The 23,872-nt window shown below is 61.2% G+C and carries 20 protein-coding genes; 17 read left to right on the plus strand and 3 right to left on the minus strand.

The features are described 5' to 3' along the window. The first annotated feature begins 204 nt into the window (after positions 1–204). The 16 genes from dnaE to DBR16_RS05690 all read left to right on the plus strand — a co-directional run bounded on the left by dnaE (position 205) and on the right by DBR16_RS05690 (position 18,274). Positions 205–3,657 carry a DNA polymerase III subunit alpha gene (gene dnaE, locus DBR16_RS05615; protein ID WP_109260273.1) on the plus strand — a complete coding sequence of 1,151 codons (3,453 nt, stop codon included), beginning with the start codon at positions 205–207 and terminating at the stop codon, positions 3,655–3,657. Positions 3,658–3,838: 181 nt separating this feature from the next. Continuing rightward, complete coding sequence (gene rpsB, locus DBR16_RS05620; RefSeq protein ID WP_109260274.1) at positions 3,839–4,726, plus strand: 30S ribosomal protein S2; 888 nt, start codon at positions 3,839–3,841, stop codon at positions 4,724–4,726. A 41-nt stretch (positions 4,727–4,767) separates the two neighbouring features. After that, on the plus strand, positions 4,768–5,646 hold the full coding sequence (gene tsf / locus DBR16_RS05625) for a translation elongation factor Ts (protein WP_109260275.1): 879 nt from the start codon (positions 4,768–4,770) through the stop codon (positions 5,644–5,646). Between the two features lie 59 nt (positions 5,647–5,705). Beyond that, on the plus strand, positions 5,706–6,470 hold the full coding sequence (pyrH, locus tag DBR16_RS05630) for a UMP kinase (protein ID WP_109260276.1): 765 nt from the start codon (positions 5,706–5,708) through the stop codon (positions 6,468–6,470). Between the two features lie 15 nt (positions 6,471–6,485). After that, positions 6,486–7,046, plus strand: coding sequence for a ribosome recycling factor (gene frr, locus DBR16_RS05635; RefSeq protein WP_109260277.1), 561 nt, complete (start codon positions 6,486–6,488; stop codon positions 7,044–7,046). 24 nt (positions 7,047–7,070) lie between these two features. Beyond that, on the plus strand, positions 7,071–7,799 hold the full coding sequence (locus DBR16_RS05640; protein ID WP_109260278.1) for an isoprenyl transferase: 729 nt from the start codon (positions 7,071–7,073) through the stop codon (positions 7,797–7,799). Continuing rightward, complete coding sequence (locus tag DBR16_RS05645; RefSeq protein WP_109260279.1) at positions 7,789–8,607, plus strand: phosphatidate cytidylyltransferase; 819 nt, start codon at positions 7,789–7,791, stop codon at positions 8,605–8,607. The genes DBR16_RS05640 and DBR16_RS05645 overlap by 11 nt, the downstream gene beginning before the upstream one ends. Further along, positions 8,604–9,782 carry a 1-deoxy-D-xylulose-5-phosphate reductoisomerase gene (dxr, locus tag DBR16_RS05650; RefSeq protein ID WP_109260280.1) on the plus strand — a complete coding sequence of 393 codons (1,179 nt, stop codon included), beginning with the start codon at positions 8,604–8,606 and terminating at the stop codon, positions 9,780–9,782. The genes DBR16_RS05645 and dxr overlap by 4 nt, the downstream gene beginning before the upstream one ends. Before the next feature lie 17 nt (positions 9,783–9,799). Further along, the gene (locus DBR16_RS05655) at positions 9,800–10,975 is read left to right on the plus strand and encodes a M50 family metallopeptidase (RefSeq protein ID WP_109260559.1); all 1,176 of its coding nucleotides are present in this window, start codon (positions 9,800–9,802) and stop codon (positions 10,973–10,975) included. Between the two features lie 25 nt (positions 10,976–11,000). Continuing rightward, a complete protein-coding gene (gene bamA / locus DBR16_RS05660) occupies positions 11,001–13,376 on the plus strand; it encodes an outer membrane protein assembly factor BamA (RefSeq protein WP_109260281.1) in 2,376 nt (791 codons plus the stop codon). A 1-nt stretch (position 13,377) separates the two neighbouring features. Beyond that, positions 13,378–13,977: an OmpH family outer membrane protein gene (locus DBR16_RS05665; RefSeq protein ID WP_109260282.1), complete on the plus strand. Its 600-nt coding sequence runs from the start codon at positions 13,378–13,380 to the stop codon at positions 13,975–13,977. Positions 13,978–13,996: 19 nt separating this feature from the next. After that, positions 13,997–15,004, plus strand: coding sequence for a UDP-3-O-(3-hydroxymyristoyl)glucosamine N-acyltransferase (locus DBR16_RS05670; RefSeq protein WP_161539420.1), 1,008 nt, complete (start codon positions 13,997–13,999; stop codon positions 15,002–15,004). Between the two features lie 2 nt (positions 15,005–15,006). Beyond that, positions 15,007–15,462, plus strand: coding sequence for a 3-hydroxyacyl-ACP dehydratase FabZ (gene fabZ, locus DBR16_RS05675; RefSeq protein WP_109260284.1), 456 nt, complete (start codon positions 15,007–15,009; stop codon positions 15,460–15,462). Continuing rightward, positions 15,459–16,250: an acyl-ACP--UDP-N-acetylglucosamine O-acyltransferase gene (lpxA, locus tag DBR16_RS05680; protein WP_109260285.1), complete on the plus strand. Its 792-nt coding sequence runs from the start codon at positions 15,459–15,461 to the stop codon at positions 16,248–16,250. Before fabZ ends, lpxA begins: the two co-directional genes overlap by 4 nt. Continuing rightward, complete coding sequence (locus tag DBR16_RS05685; RefSeq protein WP_109260286.1) at positions 16,243–17,106, plus strand: LpxI family protein; 864 nt, start codon at positions 16,243–16,245, stop codon at positions 17,104–17,106. Before lpxA ends, DBR16_RS05685 begins: the two co-directional genes overlap by 8 nt. Next, positions 17,099–18,274 (plus strand): lipid-A-disaccharide synthase, encoded by a 1,176-nt coding sequence (locus DBR16_RS05690; protein WP_170108324.1) that lies wholly within the window; start codon positions 17,099–17,101, stop codon positions 18,272–18,274. The genes DBR16_RS05685 and DBR16_RS05690 overlap by 8 nt, the downstream gene beginning before the upstream one ends. On the opposite strand, the gene gltA is transcribed toward DBR16_RS05690, so the two are convergent. Next, a complete protein-coding gene (gltA, locus tag DBR16_RS05695; RefSeq protein WP_109260288.1) occupies positions 18,271–19,575 on the minus strand; it encodes a citrate synthase in 1,305 nt (434 codons plus the stop codon). The genes DBR16_RS05690 and gltA overlap by 4 nt on opposite strands. A gap of 29 nt (positions 19,576–19,604) precedes the next feature. After that, positions 19,605–21,038 carry a glutamate--tRNA ligase gene (gene gltX, locus DBR16_RS05700; RefSeq protein WP_109260289.1) on the minus strand — a complete coding sequence of 478 codons (1,434 nt, stop codon included), beginning with the start codon at positions 21,036–21,038 and terminating at the stop codon, positions 19,605–19,607. 123 nt (positions 21,039–21,161) lie between these two features. On the opposite strand from gltX, the gene DBR16_RS05705 reads away from it, so the two are divergent. Further along, positions 21,162–23,210 (plus strand): ComEC/Rec2 family competence protein, encoded by a 2,049-nt coding sequence (locus tag DBR16_RS05705; RefSeq protein WP_109260290.1) that lies wholly within the window; start codon positions 21,162–21,164, stop codon positions 23,208–23,210. On the opposite strand, the gene lexA is transcribed toward DBR16_RS05705, so the two are convergent. Next, positions 23,191–23,871 (minus strand): transcriptional repressor LexA, encoded by a 681-nt coding sequence (gene lexA / locus DBR16_RS05710; protein ID WP_109260291.1) that lies wholly within the window; start codon positions 23,869–23,871, stop codon positions 23,191–23,193. The two genes, DBR16_RS05705 and lexA, sit on opposite strands and share 20 nt — an antisense overlap. Position 23,872: the final 1 nt, after the last annotated feature.

Consider the following 23,872-nt stretch of genomic DNA (forward strand, 5'->3'; position numbering starts at 1 on the left):
CGCGGAACAAAACGTGAAAGAACATAACCGGAACAACACCGATAACGGAGCTGGTTATGAGACGACTTCTTGCTGACGCAACTTCCGCTGCCGCCATTCTGGGCTTCGGCTGGATGATTTTGATGTGGACATCCATTCTCCTCGCCTGACCTTTTCGGGCAGGCTCTGCTAGGAGGGGTGAGTCGAAATCAGGGAGTATCCGGAATGAGCGAGTCTTCAGGAGAGGCCGGACAGGCATTTGTCCATCTCCGCAATCGCTCGCCCTATTCGGTGCTCGAAGGGGCCATCCCGATCAAACACATGGTGGAGTTAGCGCAGGGCGGCGATATGCCGGCCATCGGCCTGACCGATACCAACAATCTTTTCGGGGCGCTGGAATTTTCCGAAACCCTGTCCGCTGCCGGCATACAGCCGATCACGGGCTGCACGCTTTCCATTCGTCTGGCTGAGCCTCGCCCCGGTGAAGCCGCGAGGCCGGATGGCACCATCGTGGTGCTGGCTGCCAATGAGACCGGCTATCGCAATCTTCTCAAACTCACGAGTGCCGCCTTCCTTGAGGTCGGTCCGGCCGAACCGGCCCACATCGCGGCCGGGAAACTCTTCCAGCACACAGAAGGCCTGATCGCGCTGACGGGCGGGCCTGACAGCGTGCTGAATCGTCTGATTGTTGATGATCACCGGCAGGAGGCAGGGGCCTGGCTCTCGCGTTTGCAGGAGGCGTTCGGCGACCGGCTCTATGTCGAGCTGCAACGGCATGGCCGCCGCGAGGAATTACTGGCCGAAACCTGGCTGGTCGATGAAGCCTATGCCCGCAATCTGCCTCTGGTTGCGACCAATGAATGCTATTTTCCGGATCGGGACATGCATTCCGCCCACGATGCCTTGTTGTGCATTGCCGAGGGCGAATATCTGACGGTTGAAAACCGCCGCCGGGTCACGCCGGATCATTTTTTCGCGCCGGCAGAGGAGATGCGGGCGCGCTTTGGGGATCTGCCGGAGGCCATCTCCAACACGATCGAGATTGCGCGCCGGTGTTCCTTCAGGCCGCAGACTCACGATCCGATCCTCCCGGGCTTCCCGACCGAAGCCGGCCGCGATGAACTCGCCGAACTCCGCGCCCAGGCCGAAGCCGGCCTGAAAGCGCGGCTGGCAGCGGTCGAAGCGGCCGCGCCGGTCGAGGAATATGAGGCGCGGCTGGCGCTGGAGCTGGAAATCATCGGTTCGATGGGGTTTCCCGGCTACTTCCTGATCGTTTCCGATTTCATCAAATGGGCAAAGGCCCATGATATTCCGGTTGGTCCCGGCCGCGGATCGGGAGCCGGATCGCTGGTCGCCTGGTCGTTGACCATTACCGATCTTGATCCCTTGCGGTTTGGTCTGCTGTTCGAGCGTTTCCTCAATCCGGAACGGGTCTCCATGCCCGATTTCGACGTCGATTTCTGTCAAGAACGGCGCGGCGAGGTGATCCGCTATGTGCAGGAGCGCTATGGCGCCGACCATGTCGCCCAGATCATCACCTTCGGCACGCTGCAGGCCCGCGCGGTCGTGCGCGATGTCGGCCGTGTCCTGCAATTGCCGCTCGGCCTCGTCGACAAGCTGGCCAAGCTGGTCCCGGCCAATCCTGCCAATCCGGTCACGCTGGCAGAGGCGATCGAGACCGAACCGCGGCTGCGCCTGTTTGCCGAGGAAGAGCCGGGCGTGGACCGCTTGCTGGAGATCGCGCTGAAGCTGGAAGGCCTGTATCGCAACGCGTCCACCCATGCTGCGGGCGTGGTGATTGGTGACCGGCCGCTGGACGAACTCGTGCCGCTCTACCGTGATCCGCGATCAGATATTCCCGCCACCCAGTTCAACATGAAATGGGTCGAGCCCGCCGGGCTGGTCAAATTCGACTTTCTCGGCCTCAAGACCCTGACGGTGATCGCCCGCGCCCTGAAATACATAGAACAGGCCGGAGGCGACGTACCTGATCTTGAAAATGCGGCTTTCGATGATCCGAAAGTCTATCAGCTCTTGTCGACCGGGGCGGGTATTGGTGTGTTCCAGATGGAATCCACCGGCATGCGCGACACGCTCGCCAAGATGAAGCCCGACAAGATCGAGGATCTGATCGCGCTCATCTCCCTCTACCGGCCGGGGCCGATGAAAAATATCGACGTTTATGTCGACCGCAAATTCGGCCGCGCCGAGGTGGACTATCTCCATCCCGATCTCAAAACCGTTCTGGACGAGACCTACGGGGTCATCATCTACCAGGAACAGGTGATGCAGATCGCCCAGATCCTGTCCGGATACTCGCTCGGGGAGGCCGACCTTCTGCGCCGTGCCATGGGCAAGAAGAAAAAGGAGGAGATGGCCCTCCAGAAAGTGCGCTTCCTCGAAGGGGCAGAGAAGAAAGGCGTTTCGCGCGGCAAGGCGGAATATATCTTCGAACTGGTCAATGAATTTGCCGGTTACGGCTTCAACAAATCCCACGCCGCGGCCTATGCGGCCATCGCCTACCGGACCGGCTTTCTGAAGGCCAACCATCCGGTAGAATTCCTTGCCGCCCTGATGAGCCTCGACCGCAACAATGTCGAGAAGCTGGCGGTTTTCTTCCAGGAAGCCCGGCGCATGGATGTGACCATCCGGCCGCCCGACATCAATCTTTCCGAAGCCGACTTTTCGGTGAAGGACGGAGCGGTCATCTATGCGCTTGGCGCGATCCGCAATGTCAGCCTGTCGGCCATGGAAGCGCTGGTGGAAGAACGCAAGGCCAATGGCCCCTTCGCCGACCTCTTCGATTTCGCCGAGCGCGTTGATCCGCGGCTTCTGAACAAGCGGACCCTGGAAAATCTTGCCCGCGCCGGCGCTTTCGACAGTGTCGAGCTGGATCGCGCCCGCGCCTTCGCCGCCGCCGAGACATTGTGCGCCATGTCGGCCAAGGCCCATGAAGAGCGCGAGACCGCGCAGGTCAGTCTCTTTGGCGGTGCCGATCCGGAGTCCGGCGGTCTGGCCCGCCCGAAACTGCCCGACGTGCCGCCATGGACGGCCACTCAGCGGCTGGACGAGGAGCTGGCGGCCATCGGCTATTATCTTTCCGGTCATCCGCTGGATGATCTGGCCGATATGCTGGCCAAACGCGGCGTTGTCTTCGTCGCCGATGCGCCCGACCGGGTCGCGGATGGCGCGTCCGCCATTCGCATGGCCGGCGTCGTCCGCCGCCGTCAGGAACGTGTGTCACAACGCTCCGGCAAGCGTTTTGCATGGGTCACGCTCTCGGATCCGTCCGGCGAATTCGAGGTCCTGGTCAATCCTGACACGCTGCAATCCTCCCGCGATGCGTTGGAGGTCGGGGCTTCGGTCATGATCAGTGCCAGTATCGATGACAAGGAAGAACAGCTCCGCTTTTTCGCTGACAGCATAGAAGCCCTGGATGAGGCCCCCGCCGCCGCCGGGCTGAAAGTGCGTCTCGATGTGTCCGCACTGGAAAGCGTCAAGGCGCGGCTGGATCGGGCCGCAGACAGTGCGAAAGGCGAGGGGATTGTTCATCTTGTCCTGTCGGTCGCCGACGGCAGTGAAGCGGAATTGCGTCTGCCCGGCCGCGTGCCGACGACACCACCTGTCCAGGCCGCTCTGCGCGGGGTCAAGGGCGTGGAAAGCGTCGAGCTGATCTAGCCGCCGCCATCTGCCCAATCGGGCTTGCGCCACACGCTATTCCCGCCTATATGCGCGCCTGATCACGCACACGGGACTTCGGTGCACCTCGAATTGGGGTGTTATCGCTCCGGTGTTGCGGTCGGCATCGGGCTGATCGTGACTCCGTTCCGTGGAGGCCAACCGGAAAAGGATATGATCAATGGCACTGCCTGAATTCTCCATGCGCCAATTGCTCGAAGCTGGCGCACACTTCGGACACCAGACCCACCGCTGGAACCCCAAGATGAAGTCTTTCATCTTTGGCGAGCGCGCAAACATCCACATTATCGACCTGTCACAGACGGTGCCGCTTTTGCACCAGGCACTGGTTCAGGTGCGTGATGTGGCGGCCAAGGGTGGCCGTATCCTGTTTGTCGGTACCAAGCGTCAGGCGTCCGACATCATCGCGCAGAACGCCAAGCGTTGCGCGCAGTATTACATGAACAACCGCTGGCTCGGCGGCACGCTGACCAACTGGGCAACGATTTCAAATTCCATCGCCCGCTTGCGCGAACTGGAAGGCCTGTTCGACGATGAACAAGCCCAGTCCGGCTTCACCAAGAAGGAATTGCTGAACCTGACCCGCGAGCGCGACAAGCTGGAATTGTCCCTCGGCGGCATCAAGGAAATGGGCGGCACGCCGGACCTGATGTTCGTGATCGACACCAACAAGGAAGCGATCGCCATTCTGGAAGCCAAGAAGCTGGGCATTCCGGTCATCGGTATTGTTGATACCAATTGTGACCCGGACCCGATCGACTTCCCGATCCCGGCCAATGACGATGCCGCGCGCGCCATTACCCTGTATTGCGAGCTGATCGCGGACGCAGCGCTTGATGGCATGACACAAGGCCAGTCGGATCTCGGTGTGGATATCGGCGCCGCCGAAAACCCCGTTGTTGAACCGGCTCTGACCGAAACGGCAGAAGCGGCTCCGGCTGAGGAAGCGCCAGCTGAAGAAGCCAAAGCCGCACCGGCTGCGGACACTGTCGCGGAAACGTCAGACGAATCCGCTACCGAAGCGAAAGAAGAAAAGACCGAAGGCTGATCCCGGCCTCCGGCATCGAACGAAAATCAGGAGCATTACCGATGGCCATTACAGCAGCCCTCGTCAAGGAACTGCGCGACATGACGGGCGCAGGCATGATGGATGCCAAGAAGGCATTGACGGAAAATGACGGAAACATGGAAGCCGCGGTCGACTGGCTGCGCACCAAAGGCCTGTCCAAAGCCGCGAAGAAAGCCGACCGCGTGGCCGCAGAAGGTCTGGTCAGCATAGCAGTGGACGGTGGCAAGGGTGTTGCCGTGGAAGTCAATTCCGAAACCGACTTTGTCGCCAAGAATTCCGACTTCCAGGCCATGGTGAAGGACATTACCTCTGCCGCCCTGGACGCCGCCGATGTTGAAGCGCTCAAGACCGCATCGGTGAATGGCAAGACCGTTGCCGATATGATCACCGACAATGTCGCCAAGATCGGCGAGAACATGTCGGTCCGCCGCCTGGCAAAGATCGAGGGTGAAAGCGTTGCAGCCTATGTGCACAATGCCGCCGCCGAAGGCATGGGCAAGATCGGTGTTCTGGTCGCTCTGAAAGGTTCGAATGACGAGTTCGGCCGTCAGGCCGCCATGCACATCGCCGCCATCAATCCGGCGTCCCTGTCGGAAGCGGATCTGGACCCGGCGATTGTCGAGAAGGAAAAATCGGTCCTGACCGAACAAGCCCGCGAAAGCGGCAAGCCTGAAAATGTCATCGAGAAGATGATCGAGGGCCGGATGAAGAAATTCTTCGCCGAGGTGACCCTTCTGAACCAGTCCTTCGTCATCAATCCAGACCTCACGGTCGGGGCCGCTGCAAAAGAGGCGGGCGTCGAAATCCTCGGTTTCATCCGCATGGAAGTCGGCGAGGGTGTCGAGAAGAAGACCGAAGACTTCGCCGCAGAAGTCGCCGCCACTGCCAAGGGTGGCTAGATTGATCAAACAGCGCCGGAGCCTTACCGCTCCGGCGCTTTTCTTTTAGGGTTCCGCTCGTGACTGATTCTGCCGGACATACGACCAGCGAAAAACCCGCCACCCTCTACAAGAGGGTGCTGCTGAAAATTTCCGGTGAAGCCCTTATGGGCGAACAGCAATACGGCATTGATCTCAATGTTGCCGAACGCGTGGCGCGCGAGATATCCGATGCGGTGAACAGCGGTGTTGAAGTCTGTCTCGTGATTGGCGGCGGCAACATTTTCCGCGGCCTGTCTGTGGCCGCCAAGGGCATGGATCGCGCGGCCGCCGACTATATGGGCATGTTGGCCACGGTCATGAATGCGCTGGCGATGCAGAATTCGCTGGAGCGGGTTGGCGTCCCGACGCGGGTTCAGTCCGCCATTCCGATGATGTCGATCGCCGAACCCTATATCCGCCGCCGGGCCATCCGCCACATGGAGAAGGGGCGCGTCGTGATTTTTGCGGCCGGCACGGGAAATCCCTTCTTCACGACAGATACGGCTGCAGCCTTGCGCGCGGCTGAAATGGGTTGCGAAGCCCTGTTCAAGGGCACCCAGGTGGACGGGGTCTATTCCGACGATCCGCGCAAGAACCCGGATGCCGAGCGCTATGAATCGCTGGATTATCTCGAGGTGCTGTCGCGGGACCTGAAGGTGATGGATGCTGCAGCCGTGACATTGATGCGCGAGAATGCCGTGCCTATCGTGGTGTTCAATATTCACAAGCCGGGCGAATTTGCACGCGTGCTGAGGGGCGAGGGCACCTGCACAACCATCGGCATAACGCGCTCGGCCCGATAACAACAGGGGTAATGGATGAGCGCGAGAATTGATCTGAAAGACCTGAGCCGCCGCATGGACGGCGCGATTGACTCCCTGCACAAGGAATTCGGCAGCCTTCGCACCGGACGGGCGTCGGCCAGTTTGCTGGATGCCGTCAAGGTGGACGCCTATGGCTCACCGACGCCGATCAACCAGGTCGCAACGGTGTCCGTTCCGGAACCACGGATGATTTCCGTACAGGTCTGGGACAAGACCATGGTGGCAGCCGTCGACAAGGCGATCCGCAATGCCCCGCTTGGCGTCAATCCGGTGGTCGAGGGCACATTGCTGCGCATACCGATTCCGCCGCTCAATGAAGAGCGCCGCACCGAACTGGCCAAGGCGGCCAGCAATTTCGCCGAACATGCCCGCGTGGCCATCCGCAATATCCGCCGGGACGGCATGGATACGCTGAAAAGGATGGAAAAAGACAACGAGATCAGCGAGGACGAGCTCAAGGGTCAGTCCGACGCGGTCCAGAAACTCACCGACGAATATGTCGCCAAGGTGGACTCTGAGCTGAAATCCAAGCAGGACGAGATCATGCAGGTCTAGACCTGACCGGCTTGGGAGGTGTCCATGACCAGTAGCGAAGAACAGTGCCGGGGCGTCCGGCATGTCGCTATCATCATGGATGGCAATGGCCGGTGGGCACAACAACGCAACCGGCCCCGCGCCTTCGGGCATAACAAGGGTGTGGACGCGGTCCGCGAAGCGGTCAGGACGGCCGGTGATCTGGGCGTGCGTTATCTGACACTATTCGGCTTTTCGACCGAGAACTGGCGCCGTCCGAGTGACGAAGTCGATGCCCTGTTCGAACTGATGAAGCGCTTCGTCGATGCGGACCTGGAAAAGCTGCATCGGGAAGGCGTGAATATCCGGATCGCGGGCCGCCGCGAAGGCCTGTCAGACGATCTTCTGGAAATCATCGGCCGCGCCGAATCCCGGACCGCGGAAAATGACCGCTGCTTCCTGACCATCGCGTTCAACTATGGCGGCCGTGACGAAATCGTTCGCGCCGCAAGGCGGCTGGCGAGAGATGCGGCCAGCGGACGGGTGGATCCCGGTACTGTCGATGAGACTCTCTTTGCCGGCTATCTCGACACGGCGGGCATGCCCGACCCTGATCTCGTTATCCGGACCAGCGGAGAACACCGGACCAGCAATTTCCTGATCTGGCAGGCCGCTTATGCCGAGCTTGTCTTCATGGACGTGCTCTGGCCTGATTTTTCAGCTGATCATTTCAAATCCGCTCTCGATCAGTATGCCTCCCGGCAGAGGCGGTTCGGGGGCGTGAATGCTGCCTGACCCAGAAACGGTCCGCCAGCGCGACCCGGCGCTGGTCACCCGCATCGTGTCCGCCCTGATCCTGATCCCGGTCTCGCTCTTCCTGCTGTGGAATGGCGGACTGGCCTTTACCGCCTATTGCGCGGCGTTTGCTGCGGCCATGGCGTGGGAATGGATGCGCATGGCGGACCGCGATGCGCCCACCCGGAGTTATGCCATTGCGTCAGCCGCCGCTTCCGGCGCCGTCCTGTTTGCGGCGGATGGCGAGTTTTTCTGGATGCTGGGCTGGCCTTTGGCGGGTGCGATCGGCGTCAGCCTTACCGGTGACATGCCGCTGGCGCGGCGCTGGCGTGGTGCATTCGGCATTCTTTACGTTGCGCTGGCCGTCTCGGCGCTGGCGTCACTGCGCGCCCTGAACGGCTTCAATGCGGCCGCATTCATTCTGCTGGTGGTCTGGGCGGCCGACAGCGCGGCCTATTTTGCCGGAACCTGGTTGCGGGGTCCGAAGCTCTGGCCCCGGGCCAGTCCCAACAAGACCTGGTCGGGTCTGATCGCGGGCATTGCCGGCGGCGTGGCCGCCGCCTGGGGCTTTGCGCAGTGGCAGAATGAGCCGGTATTGGGCACAATGACTGCCGGTCTGATCCTGGCACTGGCGGCTGTCGCCGGAGATCTCGCCATGTCGCTGTTCAAACGATTGTTCGGTGTAAAGGACACGGGCGAGATCATTCCCGGGCATGGTGGCGTGCTGGACCGGGTCGATGCCCTGATGGCGGCCTGCCTTGCGGCCCTTGTCATGGCCTCGCTGAATGTGCTGGAAGGCCCGCTATGAGCCGTCGAATTTCCATCCTCGGAGCCACAGGATCCGTCGGCAGTGCCACGCTCGACCTGATATCGCGGGCCGAGCCGGGTGCGTTCGAATTCGCTGCCTTGACGGCAAATGCCAACGTGGCGGCACTGGCGGAAATTGCCCGGGTCCACCGTCCTGAAATTGCCGTGATCGGTGACGAACGTCTTGCCGGCGATCTGGCGGAGGCGCTGGCCGGAACCGGCATAGAGACGGCCGCCGGTCCGGAGGCCCTGATCGAGGCGGCTTCGCGCCCGGTTGATTACACTATGGCGGCCATTGTCGGCTCGGCCGGCCTCCGTCCTGCAGCGGCGGCACTTCAGGCCGGCTCCATTCTGGCGCTGGCGAACAAGGAATGTCTGGTGTGTGCCGGGGATTATTTCATGGAGCTGGCAGAGACGCGGGGGGCCCGAATCCTGCCGGTCGACAGCGAGCACAATGCCATTTTCCAGGCCATTTATCCGGGGCACGAAAAGCATATCCGCCGGATCATTCTGACTGCATCCGGTGGGCCATTCCGGGACTGGCCGGTCGAGAAGATGTCCGGCGTGTCCCGTGCGGATGCCCTCGCGCATCCTGTGTGGAGCATGGGCGACAAGATCTCGATTGATTCAGCCACGCTCATGAACAAGGGACTCGAGGTGATCGAGGCGTGCCGCCTGTTCCGCCTGCCACCGGCACAGGTGGATGTTGTCGTTCACCGGCAATCCGTCATTCATGGCCTCGTCGAATACATTGATGGGAGCGTCCTGGCGCAATTGGGCAGTCCCGACATGCGTATTCCGATTGCCTCTACCCTGGCCTGGCCAGAGCGCATGGAGACGCCTTCCGAGCCATTGAATCTGGCAGCGCTGGCCCGCCTCGATTTTGAAGCTCCGGACGAAATCCGCTTTCCGGCCCTCAGGATTGCCCGTGAAGCCTTGCTGGCCGGTGAGGGGGCGACCTCCTGTCTGAATGCTGCCAATGAAGTGGCTGTGGAGGCATTTCTTGCGGGCAGGGTCGGCTTTCTTGACATCCCCGGCCTCGTTTCCGACTGTCTGGAAGCCATGGATCGCAAGTCAATGCTTCCCAAACGGTTTGCTGGCATAGATGATGCTTTGAACGTTGACCGGCGGGCGAGAGACATCGTCTCGCAGTGCATGACCGGCATTCCCGCCTGATATTCGAGAGGCTTTCCTTGTTTGATTTCCTGAGCTCCGGCCTGCTGACCATTTTCGCGTTTATCACGGTGATATCGATTGTCGTCGTTATACACGAGCTGGGCCATTATCTCGCCGGCCGCTGGTGCGGTGTGCATGCCGAAGTGTTTTCCTTCGGCTTTGGCCCGACGCTATTCGCGGTGAAAGACCGGCGCGGCACAATCTGGCGCATCGCCGCCCTGCCTCTGGGCGGATATGTGCGCTTCATGGGAGATGCCGGTGCTGCCAGCGAGCCTGACCGGGCCAGGCTGGTCGAAATGCGGGCCAGAATGGGAGCGGATGCCGAGCGCTGTTATCATTTCAAGCCGGTCTGGCAACGCGCCTTTATCGTCATTGCCGGCCCGCTGGCGAATTTCATTCTGGCGATTGCGATTTTCAGCGTTCTCGCGGGCGCACTCGGTGAACGGGGATATCTTCCCATTGTCGGGGAGGTCAGCGAAGACTCGCCTGCCGAAGCAGCCGGATTCCAGTCTGGCGACCGCATTCTGGCGATTGCCGGACAGGAGATCGAGCGGTTCTCCGATATCCGTATGGCGCTGATGTGGCGTCCGGGCGAGCCCGTCACCTTCGATATCGACCGCAATGGCCTCCAGCTGCAATTGATCGCGGCGCCGCAATCGCGGCGCCTGCCGGACGGCTTTGGCGGGTATAGGGAAGTGGCGGTCGTCGGCTTCAATGCCTCGGGTGAAACCTACGAACGCGCCTATAATCCGGTAGAAGCCCTCGGTGCAGGAATCGACCGTGTCGGCAGCGTGATTGGGACAACCGGGCAATATGTCTGGCGGATTATTACCGGCCGAGCCTCGGCGAACATGCTCAATGGTCCCTTGGGAATCGTGACCGTGTCGGGTCAGGTGGCCAACGGGACAGTCGACAATGCCCCGAATGCCGGCGCGGCTGTTGGCGGGCTGGCATTAAATCTTGTCCAGCTTGCGGGTTTTTTCAGTATCGGACTGGGTTTAGTGAACCTTCTGCCAATTCCCATACTCGACGGCGGCCATCTTGTGTATTACGCCTACGAGGCGGTTGCCGGGAGACCGCTCAGTGAGAAGGCGCAAGCCATCGGCTTCAAGGTCGGGCTTGCCCTCGTGCTGGGCATGATGCTTGTGGCAACCTGGAACGATTTGGTTTATCTGGGCGGATTAGGTTCCTGATCCGCAAACAAGAACGGCGGCCCGTATGTCGAGTATCCAGCGCGTCCTGACCGCGGCAATCTATTGCGTTATTTCCCTGGCATTGCCGCTGGGCGCTTCTGCATCGGCACAGGCCCCGGAGACAACACCGGAAGCTGCCCAGGACCAGGCGCCTCAGGCCGCTCCGCTGCGGCAGGTGCTGGTCGAGGGCAATCAGCGTGTCGAGGCCGACACTGTCCTGTCTTATCTTGCGCTCCAGCCCGGCGTTCCGGCCGATCCGCGTTCCATCAACCTGTCCATTCAGACACTGTTTGCCACGGGTCTCTTTTCCGACGTCCGGATCGAGAATCGCGGGGAGATTGTTGTCGTTTATGTGCAGGAAAACCCCATCATCAACCGTGTCCTGCTCGAGGGGAACCGGGCATCGGACGATGATACCATCATGGAAGAAATCCAGGCCCAGCCCCGCGCCATCTTCACGCGCGCCCGCGTCCAGGCCGATGTCCAGCGTATTATCGAGGTCTATCGCCGCACCGGGCGTTTCGCCGCTCAGGTGACGCCGCGTATTGTCGAACTGCCGCAAAACCGTGTGGATCTGATCTTCGAGATTTCCGAAGGCCCTGTGACGGGCGTGCGCCGCGTCAACTTCATTGGCAATGAGAGTTTTTCGGACCGCGAGCTCCGGGGCGAACTGGTTACGGTTGAATCACATTGGTGGCGCTTCTTTTCCACCAACGACAATTATGATCCGGACCGCCTCGAATATGATCGTGAACTGATCCGCCAATTCTACCAGAATCGCGGCTTTGCCGATTTCCGGGTGGTTTCCGCCGTTGCCGAACTGACGCCGGATCAGGAAGATTTCTACATCACATTCACCCTCGACGAGGGCGATATCTACAATTTCGGTGAGATCACCGTTGAAAGCGATCTGCCGGACGTTGATTCAGACGTTCTCGAATCTTTCCTGCCGATCCAGACAGGCCAGCTTTTCCAGGGCGAACAGATCGAGAATGCTGTTGACACGCTGAATTTTGCGGTCGGCGCTTCCGGATATGCCTTCGTCAACATCACCCCGAACATTTCACGCAATCGCTCCGAGCAGACGGTCGATGTCACCTTCGAGATCGAGGAAGGTCCGCGTGTGTATATCGAGCGGATCGACATTGTCGGGAATACACGCACGCTCGACCATGTCATCCGGCGGGAGCTGGAGCTGGTGGAAGGCGATGCGTTCAATCGTTCACTGATCGACCGGTCGCAGGCGAGGGTGCGCCGCCTCGGTTTCTTCGAGGAAGTTGAAATTACGGAAGTCCAGGGCGCTGCGCCTGATCTCGCCCGCTTGCAAGTGTCGGTCGAAGAGCAGGCGACCGGAGAGCTGGCCTTCGGAGCCGGTTTCTCATCAACAGATTCGTTCCTGGTCGATCTGTCGATTTCGGAGCGAAATCTGCGTGGACGGGGTCAGTTTCTGCGCTTCCGGGTCGCGCTCAGCTCGCGGCGTGAGCAGATTGATATCCGTTTCACCGAGCCGCGTTTCCTTGACCGCAATCTGGCGGCCGGTATCGACCTGTTCTCGGTGCGCTCCGATTTCATCAATGAAGCCAGTTTCGAGACCCAGTCGACCGGTTTCAGCCTGCGCGCCGGTTTCCCGACGACCCGCTCAACCAATCTGGGACTGCAATACACTTTGAGGACGGATGATGTCCGCATCTTTGCCGGCGCGAACCAGGCCTTGCGCAATCAGGCCGGCTCCCGGATCACCTCGGTTCTGAACTATTCGCTCCGCTGGGATCGCGTGGATAATCCCGTTACGCCGACCCGCGGTTTCCGCGCCGATCTCAGCCAGTCCTTCGCCGGCATAGGTGGCGATGTCCGCTTTGTGTCGACAGAGCTGAACGCCGCAGTCTATCGTCCGCTTTTCTGGAATGTTGTGGGCAGTCTGAGTGTCAATTCCGGCTTCATCATGGGATGGGGCGGCGACAATGTCCGCATTAATGACCGCTTCTTCCGCGGCGGAAATTCCTTCAGGGGTTTTGAAATCGCTGGCATCGGTCCGCGCGTTGTGGTCCGTGATGCTGCGACGGGACGCCTGCTGGCCGGCGATGCACTGGGCGGTCGCGTCTATGCGATCGGAACCGCGGAAATGTCCTTCCCGCTGCCGCTGCCGGAACAATATGGTGTCCGCGGCAGCCTCTTTACCGACTTTGGTACACTTGGACTTCTTGACGATGATGATATCATCGACGAAGTCACGGGTCAGTCTTTCACCGTGGATGACATGTCGCTGCGCGTTTCAGCCGGCCTCAGCATCTTCTGGGATTCACCTTTCGGTCCGGTCCGTTTTGACCTGGCCGAGGCGCTGGTCAACGAAACCTACGACCGCACCGAATTCTTCCGCTTCAGCACACGAACAGGATTCTAAAATGAAACCTTCCCACCTTAATCCGCTTGCGATCATCGCAGCTGCTGTCACGCTCATGGCGATCAGCGCTCCGGCGATGGCGCAACAAACCATTCTTGTCATCAACGAAGACCAAATCCTTCGTGAAAGCGCTGTCGGGCAGCATATCGCCACCCGCCTTCAGGCCATTTCCGAGGAAATGGACGGCGAATTGCGTGCGGCGCGGGCCCCGATCGATGAGGAAGCCGAGCGTCTGAATGCCGAAACCGCCGGTATTACGGAAGAAGGCATTCAGCAGCGCCCGGATCTGATCCAGCGTATCCAGACCGTCAGCCAGCAGGCTCAGCAATTCGAAGCCATGCGCCAGCGTTACTCCAACGAGCTGGTGGCAACCGAACGCGCCGCCATGCGGCCGGTCCTCGAGGCCCTGCAGGCGGTGTTGCAGGAAGTGGTGACCGCCCGTAATGCCGACATCGTTATTGACCGCGGTTCGCTGGTTTATGCCGGTCAGAGCGTCGATGCGAGCGCTGAGGTGATCGAGAGCCTGAATGCGCGGCTCCCGACCGTTCCGGTCAACCGTGTCCGCCTTCCACAAGGTGATGCACAACAACCGCAGCAGTAACACGGAAGGAGTGGCGTCCGTGGCCGATCCACGTTTCTACGAGTCGGCCCGTCCGCTTTCTATCCGGGAACTGGAAACACTGTCGGGCGCGAGCTTTGAAGGGCTTGCGCCCGATGGCGTTTCGGCCACCGGCGTGGCCCCCGTCGAAGCCATGCGCGCCGGGCATCTCAGCTATGCCGAGCGCAAAGTTATCAACCCGGTTGCTGGCGCCATCATCTTCACCAAATCCGAGCTGGCGGAAGATTTGCGCGCGGCCGGCGCCATCGTCGGCGTGACCGTCAATCCTCGCGCGGCTTTTGCGCGGTCAGCGGGTGCGATCTACAGGCTGAAAGAGCTGACCGCCGGAGAGGCGGATATTCACTCCACAGCGCGTATTTTACCCGGGGCTTTCATCAGTGCCGGAGCAAAGGTCGGCGCACATGCGGTCATTGAGCCGAATGCGGTCATCGGCCCGGGCGTGGAAGTCGGCGAGGCGGCCATTATCCGCGCCAATGCCGTGATTTCCTGCGCCACCATTGGTGACCGGACCGAAATCGGATCCTGCACGGTGATCGGAAAGTCGGGATTTGCAGTCGTGTTGGGCGCAGACCAGCGAATCAAGGTGCCGCATTTCGGCCGGGCCATAATCGGCTCGGATGTCTCGATCGGAGCGTCCTGCTCCATCGATCGCGGCCTGTTTGATGACACCAGCATTGGCGATAACTGCCAGATCGATAATTTCTGTCAGATCGCCCACAATGTGCAGATTGGCAGCGGCACGGTCATGGCGGCCTTTGCCGGTATTTCCGGCAGCACGAAAATCGGACGAAACTGCCTGTTCGCCGGGCGCTGCGCGACGACGGACAACATCACCATTGGCGATGACGTCATTCTGCTCGCGGATACAGCTGCCATGTATGACATCCCCGATGGTGAGCGCTGGGGCGGGAGCCCGGCCATGCCGGCCCGAAATTTCCTGAAGCAATTGACACAGTTGCGCAAATTGTCCGGCATCAAGGGCGCACAGGGCAAGAAGGCACGGAGATAGGCATGACGGAGTCGGGCACATCCATCGGAATCCAGGAAATCCTGGAGCGGTTGCCGCATCGCTACCCGTTCTTGCTACTCGACCGGGCCGAAGACTATCGTGAAGGCGAATCCATCGTCGGGATCAAGAATGTCACGGCAAACGAGCCGTTCTTTCCGGGGCATTTCCCTGGCAATCCGGTGATGCCGGGCGTCCTCATCATTGAAGCCGTCGCCCAGGCCGGGGCCTTGTTGATGTCAAAGACACTGGATGCCGATGTCTCGAAAACAGCGATCTATTTCATGGGCGTGGACAAGGTCCGTTTCCGCCGTCCGGTCAAGCCGGGCGATGTTCTGCGCATGCCGGTGCGGGTCACGCATATACGCGGTGAGCTCTTCAAATTCAGCGGTCAGGCCTTTATCGGGGACCATCGCGTCACCGAATTCGACTTTTCCGCGAAAGGCGTAGGGGTCCTATGAGCGCAAACATTCACCCGAGTGCGATTGTATCCGAAACGGCAAAGCTCGGCGAGGGCGTTGAAATCGGCCCCTTCTGTATCGTCGATGGCGATGTCGAGTTGGGAGATGGCGTCCGCCTGATCTCCCACGTTTCAATATCCGGCCATACAAAGATCGGGGCGGGTTGCGTCATCTATCCGCATGCCTCGCTCGGCCACCCGCCTCAGGATTTCAAGTACAAGGGTGAGGAAACCTGGCTCAGGATCGGGGAGCGCAACACGATCCGGGAATATGTCACCATGCATCCGGGCACGGGTGTGGGACGCAAGGAAACCGTCATTGGCGATGACGGCTTCTTCATGGTCGGAACCCATGTCGCGCATGATTGTGTCGTCGGCAACAAGGTCGTTCTGTCCAATCACGCGGTGCTGGGCGGGTATTCGGTTGTCGAGGATCAGGTTATCCTCGGAGGCTATACCGGTGTCGTCCAGTTCTGCCGGATCGGACGGCAGGCTTTCGTGAATGCGATGTCGCTCCTGACCAAGGATGTCATTCCCTACGGTGCAGCGGGCGGCAATTATGCACATCTGGAAGGCCTCAACCTTGTGGGCCTCAAACGCCGCGGGCATTCGCGTGAAGCGATCAAGGAATTGCGGACCGCCTATCGTCTGTTGTTCGCCGAAGAAGGCTCGTTCAGCGAGCGGCTGGAAGATGTCGCCGGTGTTTATGTGAATAATCCGGCGGTCATGGAAATCGTGGAATTCATTCGTGCCGAGCCCAAGCGCTCGATCTGCATGCCGCATGACTGATACACCACATACCGGATGGTCACGGCTGGCTATCATCGCCGGTGGGGGTGAAGTACCGCTTCTGATCGCCCAGGGCGAGGCCAGCGCCGGGCGCAAGCCCTTCATCGTCGAAGTGACGGGCTTCGCCGATCAGGACTATACGCCATACGACCGGGCAGCCTTTCCCGTGACGAAGATCGGGGGCATGCAGAAAGCCATGCGCGAAGCGGGGTGTGATGCCGTCTGTTTTATCGGCCGCATTACCCGCCCGGATTTCAAGTCTTTAATGGGGCTGGACACCGCCGCCATGGCGCTTCTGCCAAAGATCACCCAGGCTGCCCGCTATGGCGATGACGCGCTCATGCGGGTGATTATCGATTCATTTGAACACAAGGGCCTGCGGGCAATCGGCGCCGATCAGGCATTGAGCAGCCTGGTGCCGCAGGCCGGAATCCTGGGGGCAATCGAGCCGGATGCGGCCGCCATGACGGATGTCAGAAAGGCGCTGCAGATTGCGCGTGCCATTGGCGCACATGATATCGGGCAGGGGGCGGTCGTGGCCAACGGGCTTGTGCTGGCGGTCGAAGCCCAGGAAGGTACAGATGCCATGCTCGCCCGCATTGCCGAATTGCCGGATGACATTCGCGGACGGCCGGGCGGGCGCGCCGGAGTGCTGGCAAAAACGCCGAAACCGCAGCAGGAACGCCGCATCGACCTGCCCACAATCGGCCTCCGGACCGTTGAGGGCGTCAGTCGCGCCGGTCTGGCGGGCATCGCCATACAGGCGGGCAGCGCTCTGATACCGCGGCGCGATGAAACCATAGCCGCAGCAGATGAGGCCGGCATTTTCATCTATGCCGCCCGGGCCGATGAGTAGCCCAAAGCGCATATTCCTTGTTGCGGTGGAACCGTCGGGTGATGCGCTCGGCGCAGATCTGATGTCAGCCCTGCGCGCCGATCATGGCGAACGTGTCGAAATCGCCGGTGTCGGCGGCGAGAAGATGGAAGCGCTTGGCCTGGAAAGCGCCATCGATATTTCTGAACTGGCCATTCTCGGCCTCCTGGATGGCCTGAAATCATACGGGACCATTCTGAAACGGGTCAATGAAACCGTTGAGGCGGCCATGGATTTCGGTGCCGATGCCGTGGTGCTGATCGACTCATGGGGATTCATGATCCGCGTCGCACAGCGCCTTCAGAAACGGGAAAACCCGCCGGTGCTGATCAAATATGTCGGCCCGCAGATATGGGCAGCCCGTCCCGGGCGCGCCCGGATACTCGCGCATTCGGTTGATCATCTGCTGACCATCCACGCCTTTGACGCCCCGATGTTCGAAGCGGCCGGCCTGCCCACGACATTTGTTGGCAATCCGGCGCTGGAACGGCCGGTCACCGGGGACGGCCTGGCCTTCCGGGCCCGTCATGGCATTGCGCCGGGCGCGCCGGTCATCGGCGTGCTTTTCGGCAGCCGTCAGAGTGAACGCCGCCGTATCGGACCGGTGCTCCGGGACGCCATCGCCCTGCTGGCGGAAGCCGAACCAGATGCGGTCTTCGTTTCGCCACTGGCTCCGGCGATTGCCGAAGGGATTGCCGCAGATATTGCGGGCGACCCGCGTCTTCCGCACATTTACCTGCTGGGGGAAGATGAAAAGCGCGATGCCACATCGGCCATGACTGTGGCACTCGCCGTTTCGGGCACAGCCACGACCGAACTCGCACTCGCGGGCGTGCCGACCGTGGCGACCTACAAGCTCGGATGGCTGAGCTGGTTCATCTATCGCTTCATTCTGTTCAAGGCGAAGTATTTCAGCCTCGTCAATATCGCCGCCGATGAAGAGCTGATCATCGAGCATGCGCAGACCGGCGCGAAGGCTGAAGTTCTCGCGGAATCCGTCACAGCCTTATTGTCCGAAGTCAGAAGCGGGCACTCCCGCGGGCCGGCCTTGCAGACCGCCGCCCTGACCATGAAAGGCGATGGTCAGTCCAGTGCCCGGGCGGCCAGGGCCGTGACCGGTCTGGTCACAGCCCGCAAGTCCACCGGCTAGCGCTTGGCAATCGGTACATAGGTGCGTTCTGTCGCACCGGCAAAGAGCTGGCGCGGGCGGCCGATTTTCTGGACCGGATCTTCCAGCATCTCGGTCCATTGCGCGATCCAGCCCACCGTCCGGGCCAGGGCGAAGAGAACCGTAAACATCGAGGTCGGGAAGCCCATCGCACGCAGGGTGATGCCGGAATAGAAGTCGATATTCGGATACAGTTTCTTATCGACGAAATAGGGATCCTCGAGCGCGATTTTCTCTAGCTCCAGAGCGACCTGCAGCAGAGGCTCGTCGCGGACACCCATCACGTCCAGTACTTCATGGCAGGTGTCACGCATCACTTTCGCGCGCGGATCGTAATTCTTGTAGACCCGGTGGCCGAAGCCCATCAGGCGGAACGGATCATTCTTGTCCTTCGCGCGGGCAATGAACTCCGGAATCTTGTCGACCGTGCCGATCTCCTCCAGCATGTTGAGCGCCGCTTCATTGGCGCCGCCATGTGCCGGACCCCACAGGCTGGCAATGCCGGAGGCAATACAGGCAAACGGGTTGGCGCCGGAGGAGCCGGCCAGGCGGACGGTCGAGGTCGAGGCATTCTGCTCGTGATCGGCATGCAGGATGAAAATCTTGTCCATGGCCTTGGCGAGCGTCTTGTTCAGCTCGAAATCCTCGGCCGGAACCGCAAAGCACATGCGCAGGAAATTGCCGGCGAAATCGAGATCATTGCGCGGGCTGATGAAAGGCTGGCCGATGGAATATTTATAGGCGCGCGCCGCAATTGTCGGCATTTTCGCGATCATGCGATGGCTGGCGATGACACGGGCCTGCGGGTCATTGATGTCGGTTGAGTCGTGATAGAAGGCGGACAAGGCTCCGACCGTGCCGACCATGACCGCCATCGGGTGCGCATCGCGGCGGAAACCGCGGAAGAATTGATCAAACTGATCATGCAGCATGGTGTGCCGGCGGATCGTCATGTCGAAATTTTCGAGCTCTTGCGGGCTCGGTAATTCGCCATGCAGCAGCAGATAGCAGACTTCTATGAAGCTCGATTGTTCGGCCAGCTGGTCGATCGGATAACCGCGATAGAGCAGGGTGCCTTCATCGCCATCAATATAGGTGATGTGGCTTTCGCAGGATCCGGTCGAGGTAAAACCCGGATCATAGGTAAAGACGCCGGCCTTGCTGTAAAGCGTGCGGATATCGACCACATCCGGGCCGATCGTGCCTTTCAGAACCGGAAACTCATAGGTTTGACCATCGATTGTGAGCGTGGCCGTGCCATTGGGTTGAGCCTTGGTTTCCATCATGGTCTTCCTTCTCGTCTTCCTCGGGCCTATACGCCCGTTTTGATTTGATCCGCCATGCGGCGCAAGACCTCATCACGTCCCAGCCATTCCATGACCAGAGACAGGTCCGGCGCAGGTGCACCGCCGGTCAGAGCCGCCCGGAGAGGCGCCCCGATTTTTCCGAATCCGATACTCTCGGCTTCTGTAAAAGCCTCCAGCTCGGCATGTAGTGGGGCAGAAGCCCAGTGTGGCAGGGCCTCCAGACGCGGCAATAACCGCGCCAGAAGCTCCGGCGCATCCCCATTCAGGGGTTTGGCCGCCTTGCCTTCCAGCACGATCGGAACCGGCCGGAACAGGAAATAGGCCTGTTCGGCCAGTTCGGCGAGGGTCGAGGCCCGTGTCTTGAGCACATCCATCGCCGCCAGAAGGCGCGCGCGGAAGGCCGTGGAGCCCGTATCGAGGCCCTCTGCCAGCTTTTCGCACCAGGGCGAGACCAGCTCCAGCAGGCGGGCATTGTCGGCCAGCTTCATGTGATGCGCATTGACGCTGGCCATCTTGTCGAAATCCAGCCGGCCCGGCGCCTTGTTCAGACCCGAAAGACTGAAAACGGCCTGCGCTTCGGCATCGGTGAAATATTCCTGGTCGCCATGCGACCATCCCAGCCGCAGGAGATAATTGCGCAGACCTTCAGGCAGATAGCCGAGATCGCGATAGGCTTCGATGCCGAGCGCGCCATGACGCTTGGACAGTTTCTTGCCATCGGGGCCATGGATCAGCGGCACGTGCGCGAACACCGGACGCTGCCATCCCAGCGCATCATAAATCTGGGCCTGACGGGCGGCATTCACGAGATGATCGTCGCCGCGCACAATGTGGGTGATGCCCATATCATGATCATCCGCGACAACCGCCAGATTATAGGTCGGCGTGCCATCGCTGCGCAGCAGGACCAGATCGTCGAATTCCTTGCCTTTCCAGCGCACATCACCCTGGACAGCGTCCTCGACAATGATGTCGTCATCACCGGCGCGGAAGCGCACGGTAAACGGAGTATCCGCAGGCGTTTCTGAACCCGGGCGGTCCCGCCAGGGACTGCGCAGGGCGCGCCCTTCCGAAAACGCCACCTGACGCTCCGCCGCAGCGTCTTCCTCGGTCATGTAGCAGCGGAAAGCGCGGCCTTTTGCCAGCAGCTCGTCCACCACTTCGGCATGACGGCGCACATTGGCATTCTGTGAGACAGGCGCGCCATCCCAGTCCAGACCCAGCCAGGTCAGGCCATCGAGAATGGCGCGCGTGGCATCTTCGGTTGAACGCTGGCGGTCCGTATCCTCAATGCGCAGAAGGAATTTTCCGCCCGCACCACGCGCTAGAAGCCAGTTGAAAAGCGCTGTACGCGCCCCGCCGATATGGAGATAGCCTGTCGGAGAGGGCGCAAAGCGTGTAACGATGGGTTGTGTCGTGTTTTGCACTCGCGAAACCATGTTGCACTGCGAAAAGATGAGCGCGTGGTAGCATGGCGGACAGGGGGATGGAACAGCCGATTGCGCCAGACGGATACAGCATATCTGAACCCCGGAGCAGCGCCGGGGTCAAGCCGGTGGACAATGGTAATCGGCCAAATGGATCTGGCCAGACCGGTCCGCATGGCCATCTGGGCGCCCGTCGCCCTGGGAGCAGGGTCGATTGTCTATTACGGCTTGCAGGCAGAACCGCCTCCGGCGCTGACCGGCGTGCTCGCCACCGCCGGGCTGCTGGCCGTGTTGGCTGGCTGGACGACAGCGGCCGCAAGGCCTCTCCTGTGGTCGATCCTGATGCTGGCGGCATTTGCCGCCTTCGGCTTCGCACGCGCACAGCACCACACGCTGTCGCAAGACATGATCTTTGTTGAGGACTCTGGCCGGGCACGGGCTGTGGAGGGCTGGATAGAGGCTGTCCAGAACAGCAATGGCCGGGAGCGGGTCATTTTGCGGGTCGCTTCGCTGGACGGTATGGACCGGCCGCCGGAGCGCATCCGTTTCTATGCACGCCGCGGCGAATTCGGGCCGGGCGAGGGCGTGTCTGCGCGGGTCGTGCTGACGCCGCCGCGGCGGCCGGCGGTTCCGGGCGGGTATGATCCGGCCTTTGCCGCATGGTTCTCCGGTCTTGGCGGGACGGGCTATGCCATTGCCCCGCTCGCGGCGGCGGAGGTGAACGGGGACCGGTGGCGCCGCCTGCTCGCCCGCTGGCGCTGGCAGATGGCCGAACATATCCGTGAACGGGCCGCGCCGGAGACATCGGGCATTGCCGCGGCCCTGATCACCGGCGACCGGTCCGGCATTCCGCCGGATCAGGCGGAAGCCCTGCGCGTAGCGGGGCTGGGGCACATATTGGCGATATCCGGTCTGCATATGAGTCTCTTTGCCGGCGGGCTGTTTTTCGTGACGCGGGCCATGGGGGCCGCCATTCCTGCATTCGCCCGGAAATATGATCCGCGCATTCCGGCAGCACTCATCGCGCTGACCGGTGCACTGCTTTACCTGATCCTGTCCGGCGCGTCGGTCTCGACCCAGCGCGCTTTCGTCATGGTCTCGGTGGTCCTGCTGGGTGTGCTGCTGAAACGCCGGGCGATTTCCCTGCAATCCATCGCCCTGGCCGCAACCATCATCCTGATCCTTCAACCGCAAAGCATTCTGGCACCGGGTTTCCAGATGTCATTTGCCGCCGCTTCGGCCCTGGTCGCGGCGTTCGATTTGTGGCGGCGGCGTGAAACCCATGTCCGGCAGAAGGGAACGATTGACCGATTTATCGGCTTCTGGGGAACCCTGTCCTTTTCATCTCTGGTGGCCGGCAGTGCGACGGCGGCCTATGCCGCCTTTCATTTCAACCGCATTGCCGTCTACGGGCTGGCCGCCAATCTGGCCGCCATGCCGGTATTCTCTCTGGTGGTGATGCCGGCGGGCGCGCTGGCATTGGCGCTCGCTCCCTTCGGGCTGGACGGGCCCGCGCTCGCGGTGATGAGCCGCGGCCTGATATGGGTGGTGTGGATCGCGGAAGGCGTGGCGTCCTGGCCGGGCTCTCTCGCACCGGCCGCCTCGGCACCGGGGGCCGTGCTGGCGCTCTATGCCTTCGGATTTGTGCTGCTGGTCGCCGCCTCCAGTCTGGTCCGGCGTATCGGCGCTGTGGCGATGATCGCCGCCTATGCGGCCTGGTTTGTCCACCAGCCCCCTGACGCCTTTATCAGCGAGGAAGGCGTGGTTCTGGCCAGGTTTGAGGACGGGGAGGGCGCAGGCTGGGCCAGTACAGACCGGCGGCGGGCCCGCTTTGCAACATCGGTATTTCTCGAACAGGCGGGAGAGCCGGTCCGCCCGGGCCGGGACGGGATAGAATGTGATCCGCGCGGCTGCGCGGGCCGGGCCCAAGGTTTGGCCATCACCGTCAGCGAAAGCGGGGAAACGCTTGGCGAAGACTGCGCTGTCTCCGATATTGTTGTGCTGAAAGCCTTTGCCTCGCCCGTCGAGCGGGCCGTCTGTGAAGCCCGGCTGGTGGACCTGGGCGAACTGCAGGACGGTGGCTCCATCGCCCTGTGGCTGCAGGATGGCCGCATTGTCCGCGAATCGCCGGTCGAGGCCCGGCGTGGCCGGCGCATCTGGGCAGTTAGTGATAGCGGCGGATAAGCCCTACCAGCTTGCCCTGGACGCGGACACGGTCCGGCCCGAAAATGCGGGTCTCATAAGCCGGATTGGCGGCTTCCAGGGCCACGGACCCGCCTTTCTTGCGCAGGCGTTTCAGCGTGGCTTCTTCCTCGTCGATCAGCGCCACCACGATATCGCCATTGGTGGCGGTATCGCAGCGCTCGATGATCACGATATCGCCGTCGAGAATGCCCGCATCGATCATGGAATCGCCCTCAATCTCCAGCGCGTAGTGTTCGCCGCGCCCGCCGGCGAGATCCGGCGGCAACATGATGCGGTCCTGCTCGTGCTGGATGGCCTCGATCGGCACACCGGCAGCGATCTTGCCGAGCACGGCGATCTCGATTCCCTGCGCGGGTTCCGGATCGGCCCCGAAATCGGGACGGACCACATTCCCGGCATCAGCGGCAATCGCAGCCGGCGAGGCGGAGTCCGGCATTTTCAACACTTCCAGCGCCCGCGCGCGATGCGCGAGGCGTCGGATAAAGCCGCGTTCTTCCAGAGCGGTGATCAGGCGGTGCACGCCGGACTTGGAGGCCAGGTCCAGCGCATCCTTCATTTCTTCAAAGGAGGGCGAGACGCCATCCTCGCTCAAACGCTTGTTGATGAAGAGCAAAAGCTGGTGTTGTTTGCGTGTCAGCATG

The sequence above is a fragment of the Hyphobacterium indicum genome (assembly GCF_003129605.1).
GTDB lineage: Bacteria > Pseudomonadota > Alphaproteobacteria > Caulobacterales > Maricaulaceae > Hyphobacterium > Hyphobacterium indicum.

Coding starts and splice junctions, on each gene's coding strand:
- lexA (WP_109260291.1), bottom strand. CDS start 23,871: ATGCTGACACGCAAACAACACCAGCTTTTGCTCTTCATCAACAAGCGT.
- fabZ (WP_109260284.1), top strand. CDS start 15,007: ATGACGGAGTCGGGCACATCCATCGGAATCCAGGAAATCCTGGAGCGG.
- gltA (WP_109260288.1), bottom strand. CDS start 19,575: ATGGAAACCAAGGCTCAACCCAATGGCACGGCCACGCTCACAATCGAT.
- DBR16_RS05690 (WP_170108324.1), top strand. CDS start 17,099: ATGAGTAGCCCAAAGCGCATATTCCTTGTTGCGGTGGAACCGTCGGGT.
- DBR16_RS05665 (WP_109260282.1), top strand. CDS start 13,378: ATGAAACCTTCCCACCTTAATCCGCTTGCGATCATCGCAGCTGCTGTC.
- tsf (WP_109260275.1), top strand. CDS start 4,768: ATGGCCATTACAGCAGCCCTCGTCAAGGAACTGCGCGACATGACGGGC.
- bamA (WP_109260281.1), top strand. CDS start 11,001: ATGTCGAGTATCCAGCGCGTCCTGACCGCGGCAATCTATTGCGTTATT.
- DBR16_RS05645 (WP_109260279.1), top strand. CDS start 7,789: ATGCTGCCTGACCCAGAAACGGTCCGCCAGCGCGACCCGGCGCTGGTC.
- DBR16_RS05685 (WP_109260286.1), top strand. CDS start 16,243: ATGACTGATACACCACATACCGGATGGTCACGGCTGGCTATCATCGCC.
- rpsB (WP_109260274.1), top strand. CDS start 3,839: ATGGCACTGCCTGAATTCTCCATGCGCCAATTGCTCGAAGCTGGCGCA.
- frr (WP_109260277.1), top strand. CDS start 6,486: ATGAGCGCGAGAATTGATCTGAAAGACCTGAGCCGCCGCATGGACGGC.
- dnaE (WP_109260273.1), top strand. CDS start 205: ATGAGCGAGTCTTCAGGAGAGGCCGGACAGGCATTTGTCCATCTCCGC.
- gltX (WP_109260289.1), bottom strand. CDS start 21,038: ATGGTTTCGCGAGTGCAAAACACGACACAACCCATCGTTACACGCTTT.
- DBR16_RS05705 (WP_109260290.1), top strand. CDS start 21,162: ATGGTAATCGGCCAAATGGATCTGGCCAGACCGGTCCGCATGGCCATC.
- dxr (WP_109260280.1), top strand. CDS start 8,604: ATGAGCCGTCGAATTTCCATCCTCGGAGCCACAGGATCCGTCGGCAGT.
- DBR16_RS05640 (WP_109260278.1), top strand. CDS start 7,071: ATGACCAGTAGCGAAGAACAGTGCCGGGGCGTCCGGCATGTCGCTATC.
- lpxA (WP_109260285.1), top strand. CDS start 15,459: ATGAGCGCAAACATTCACCCGAGTGCGATTGTATCCGAAACGGCAAAG.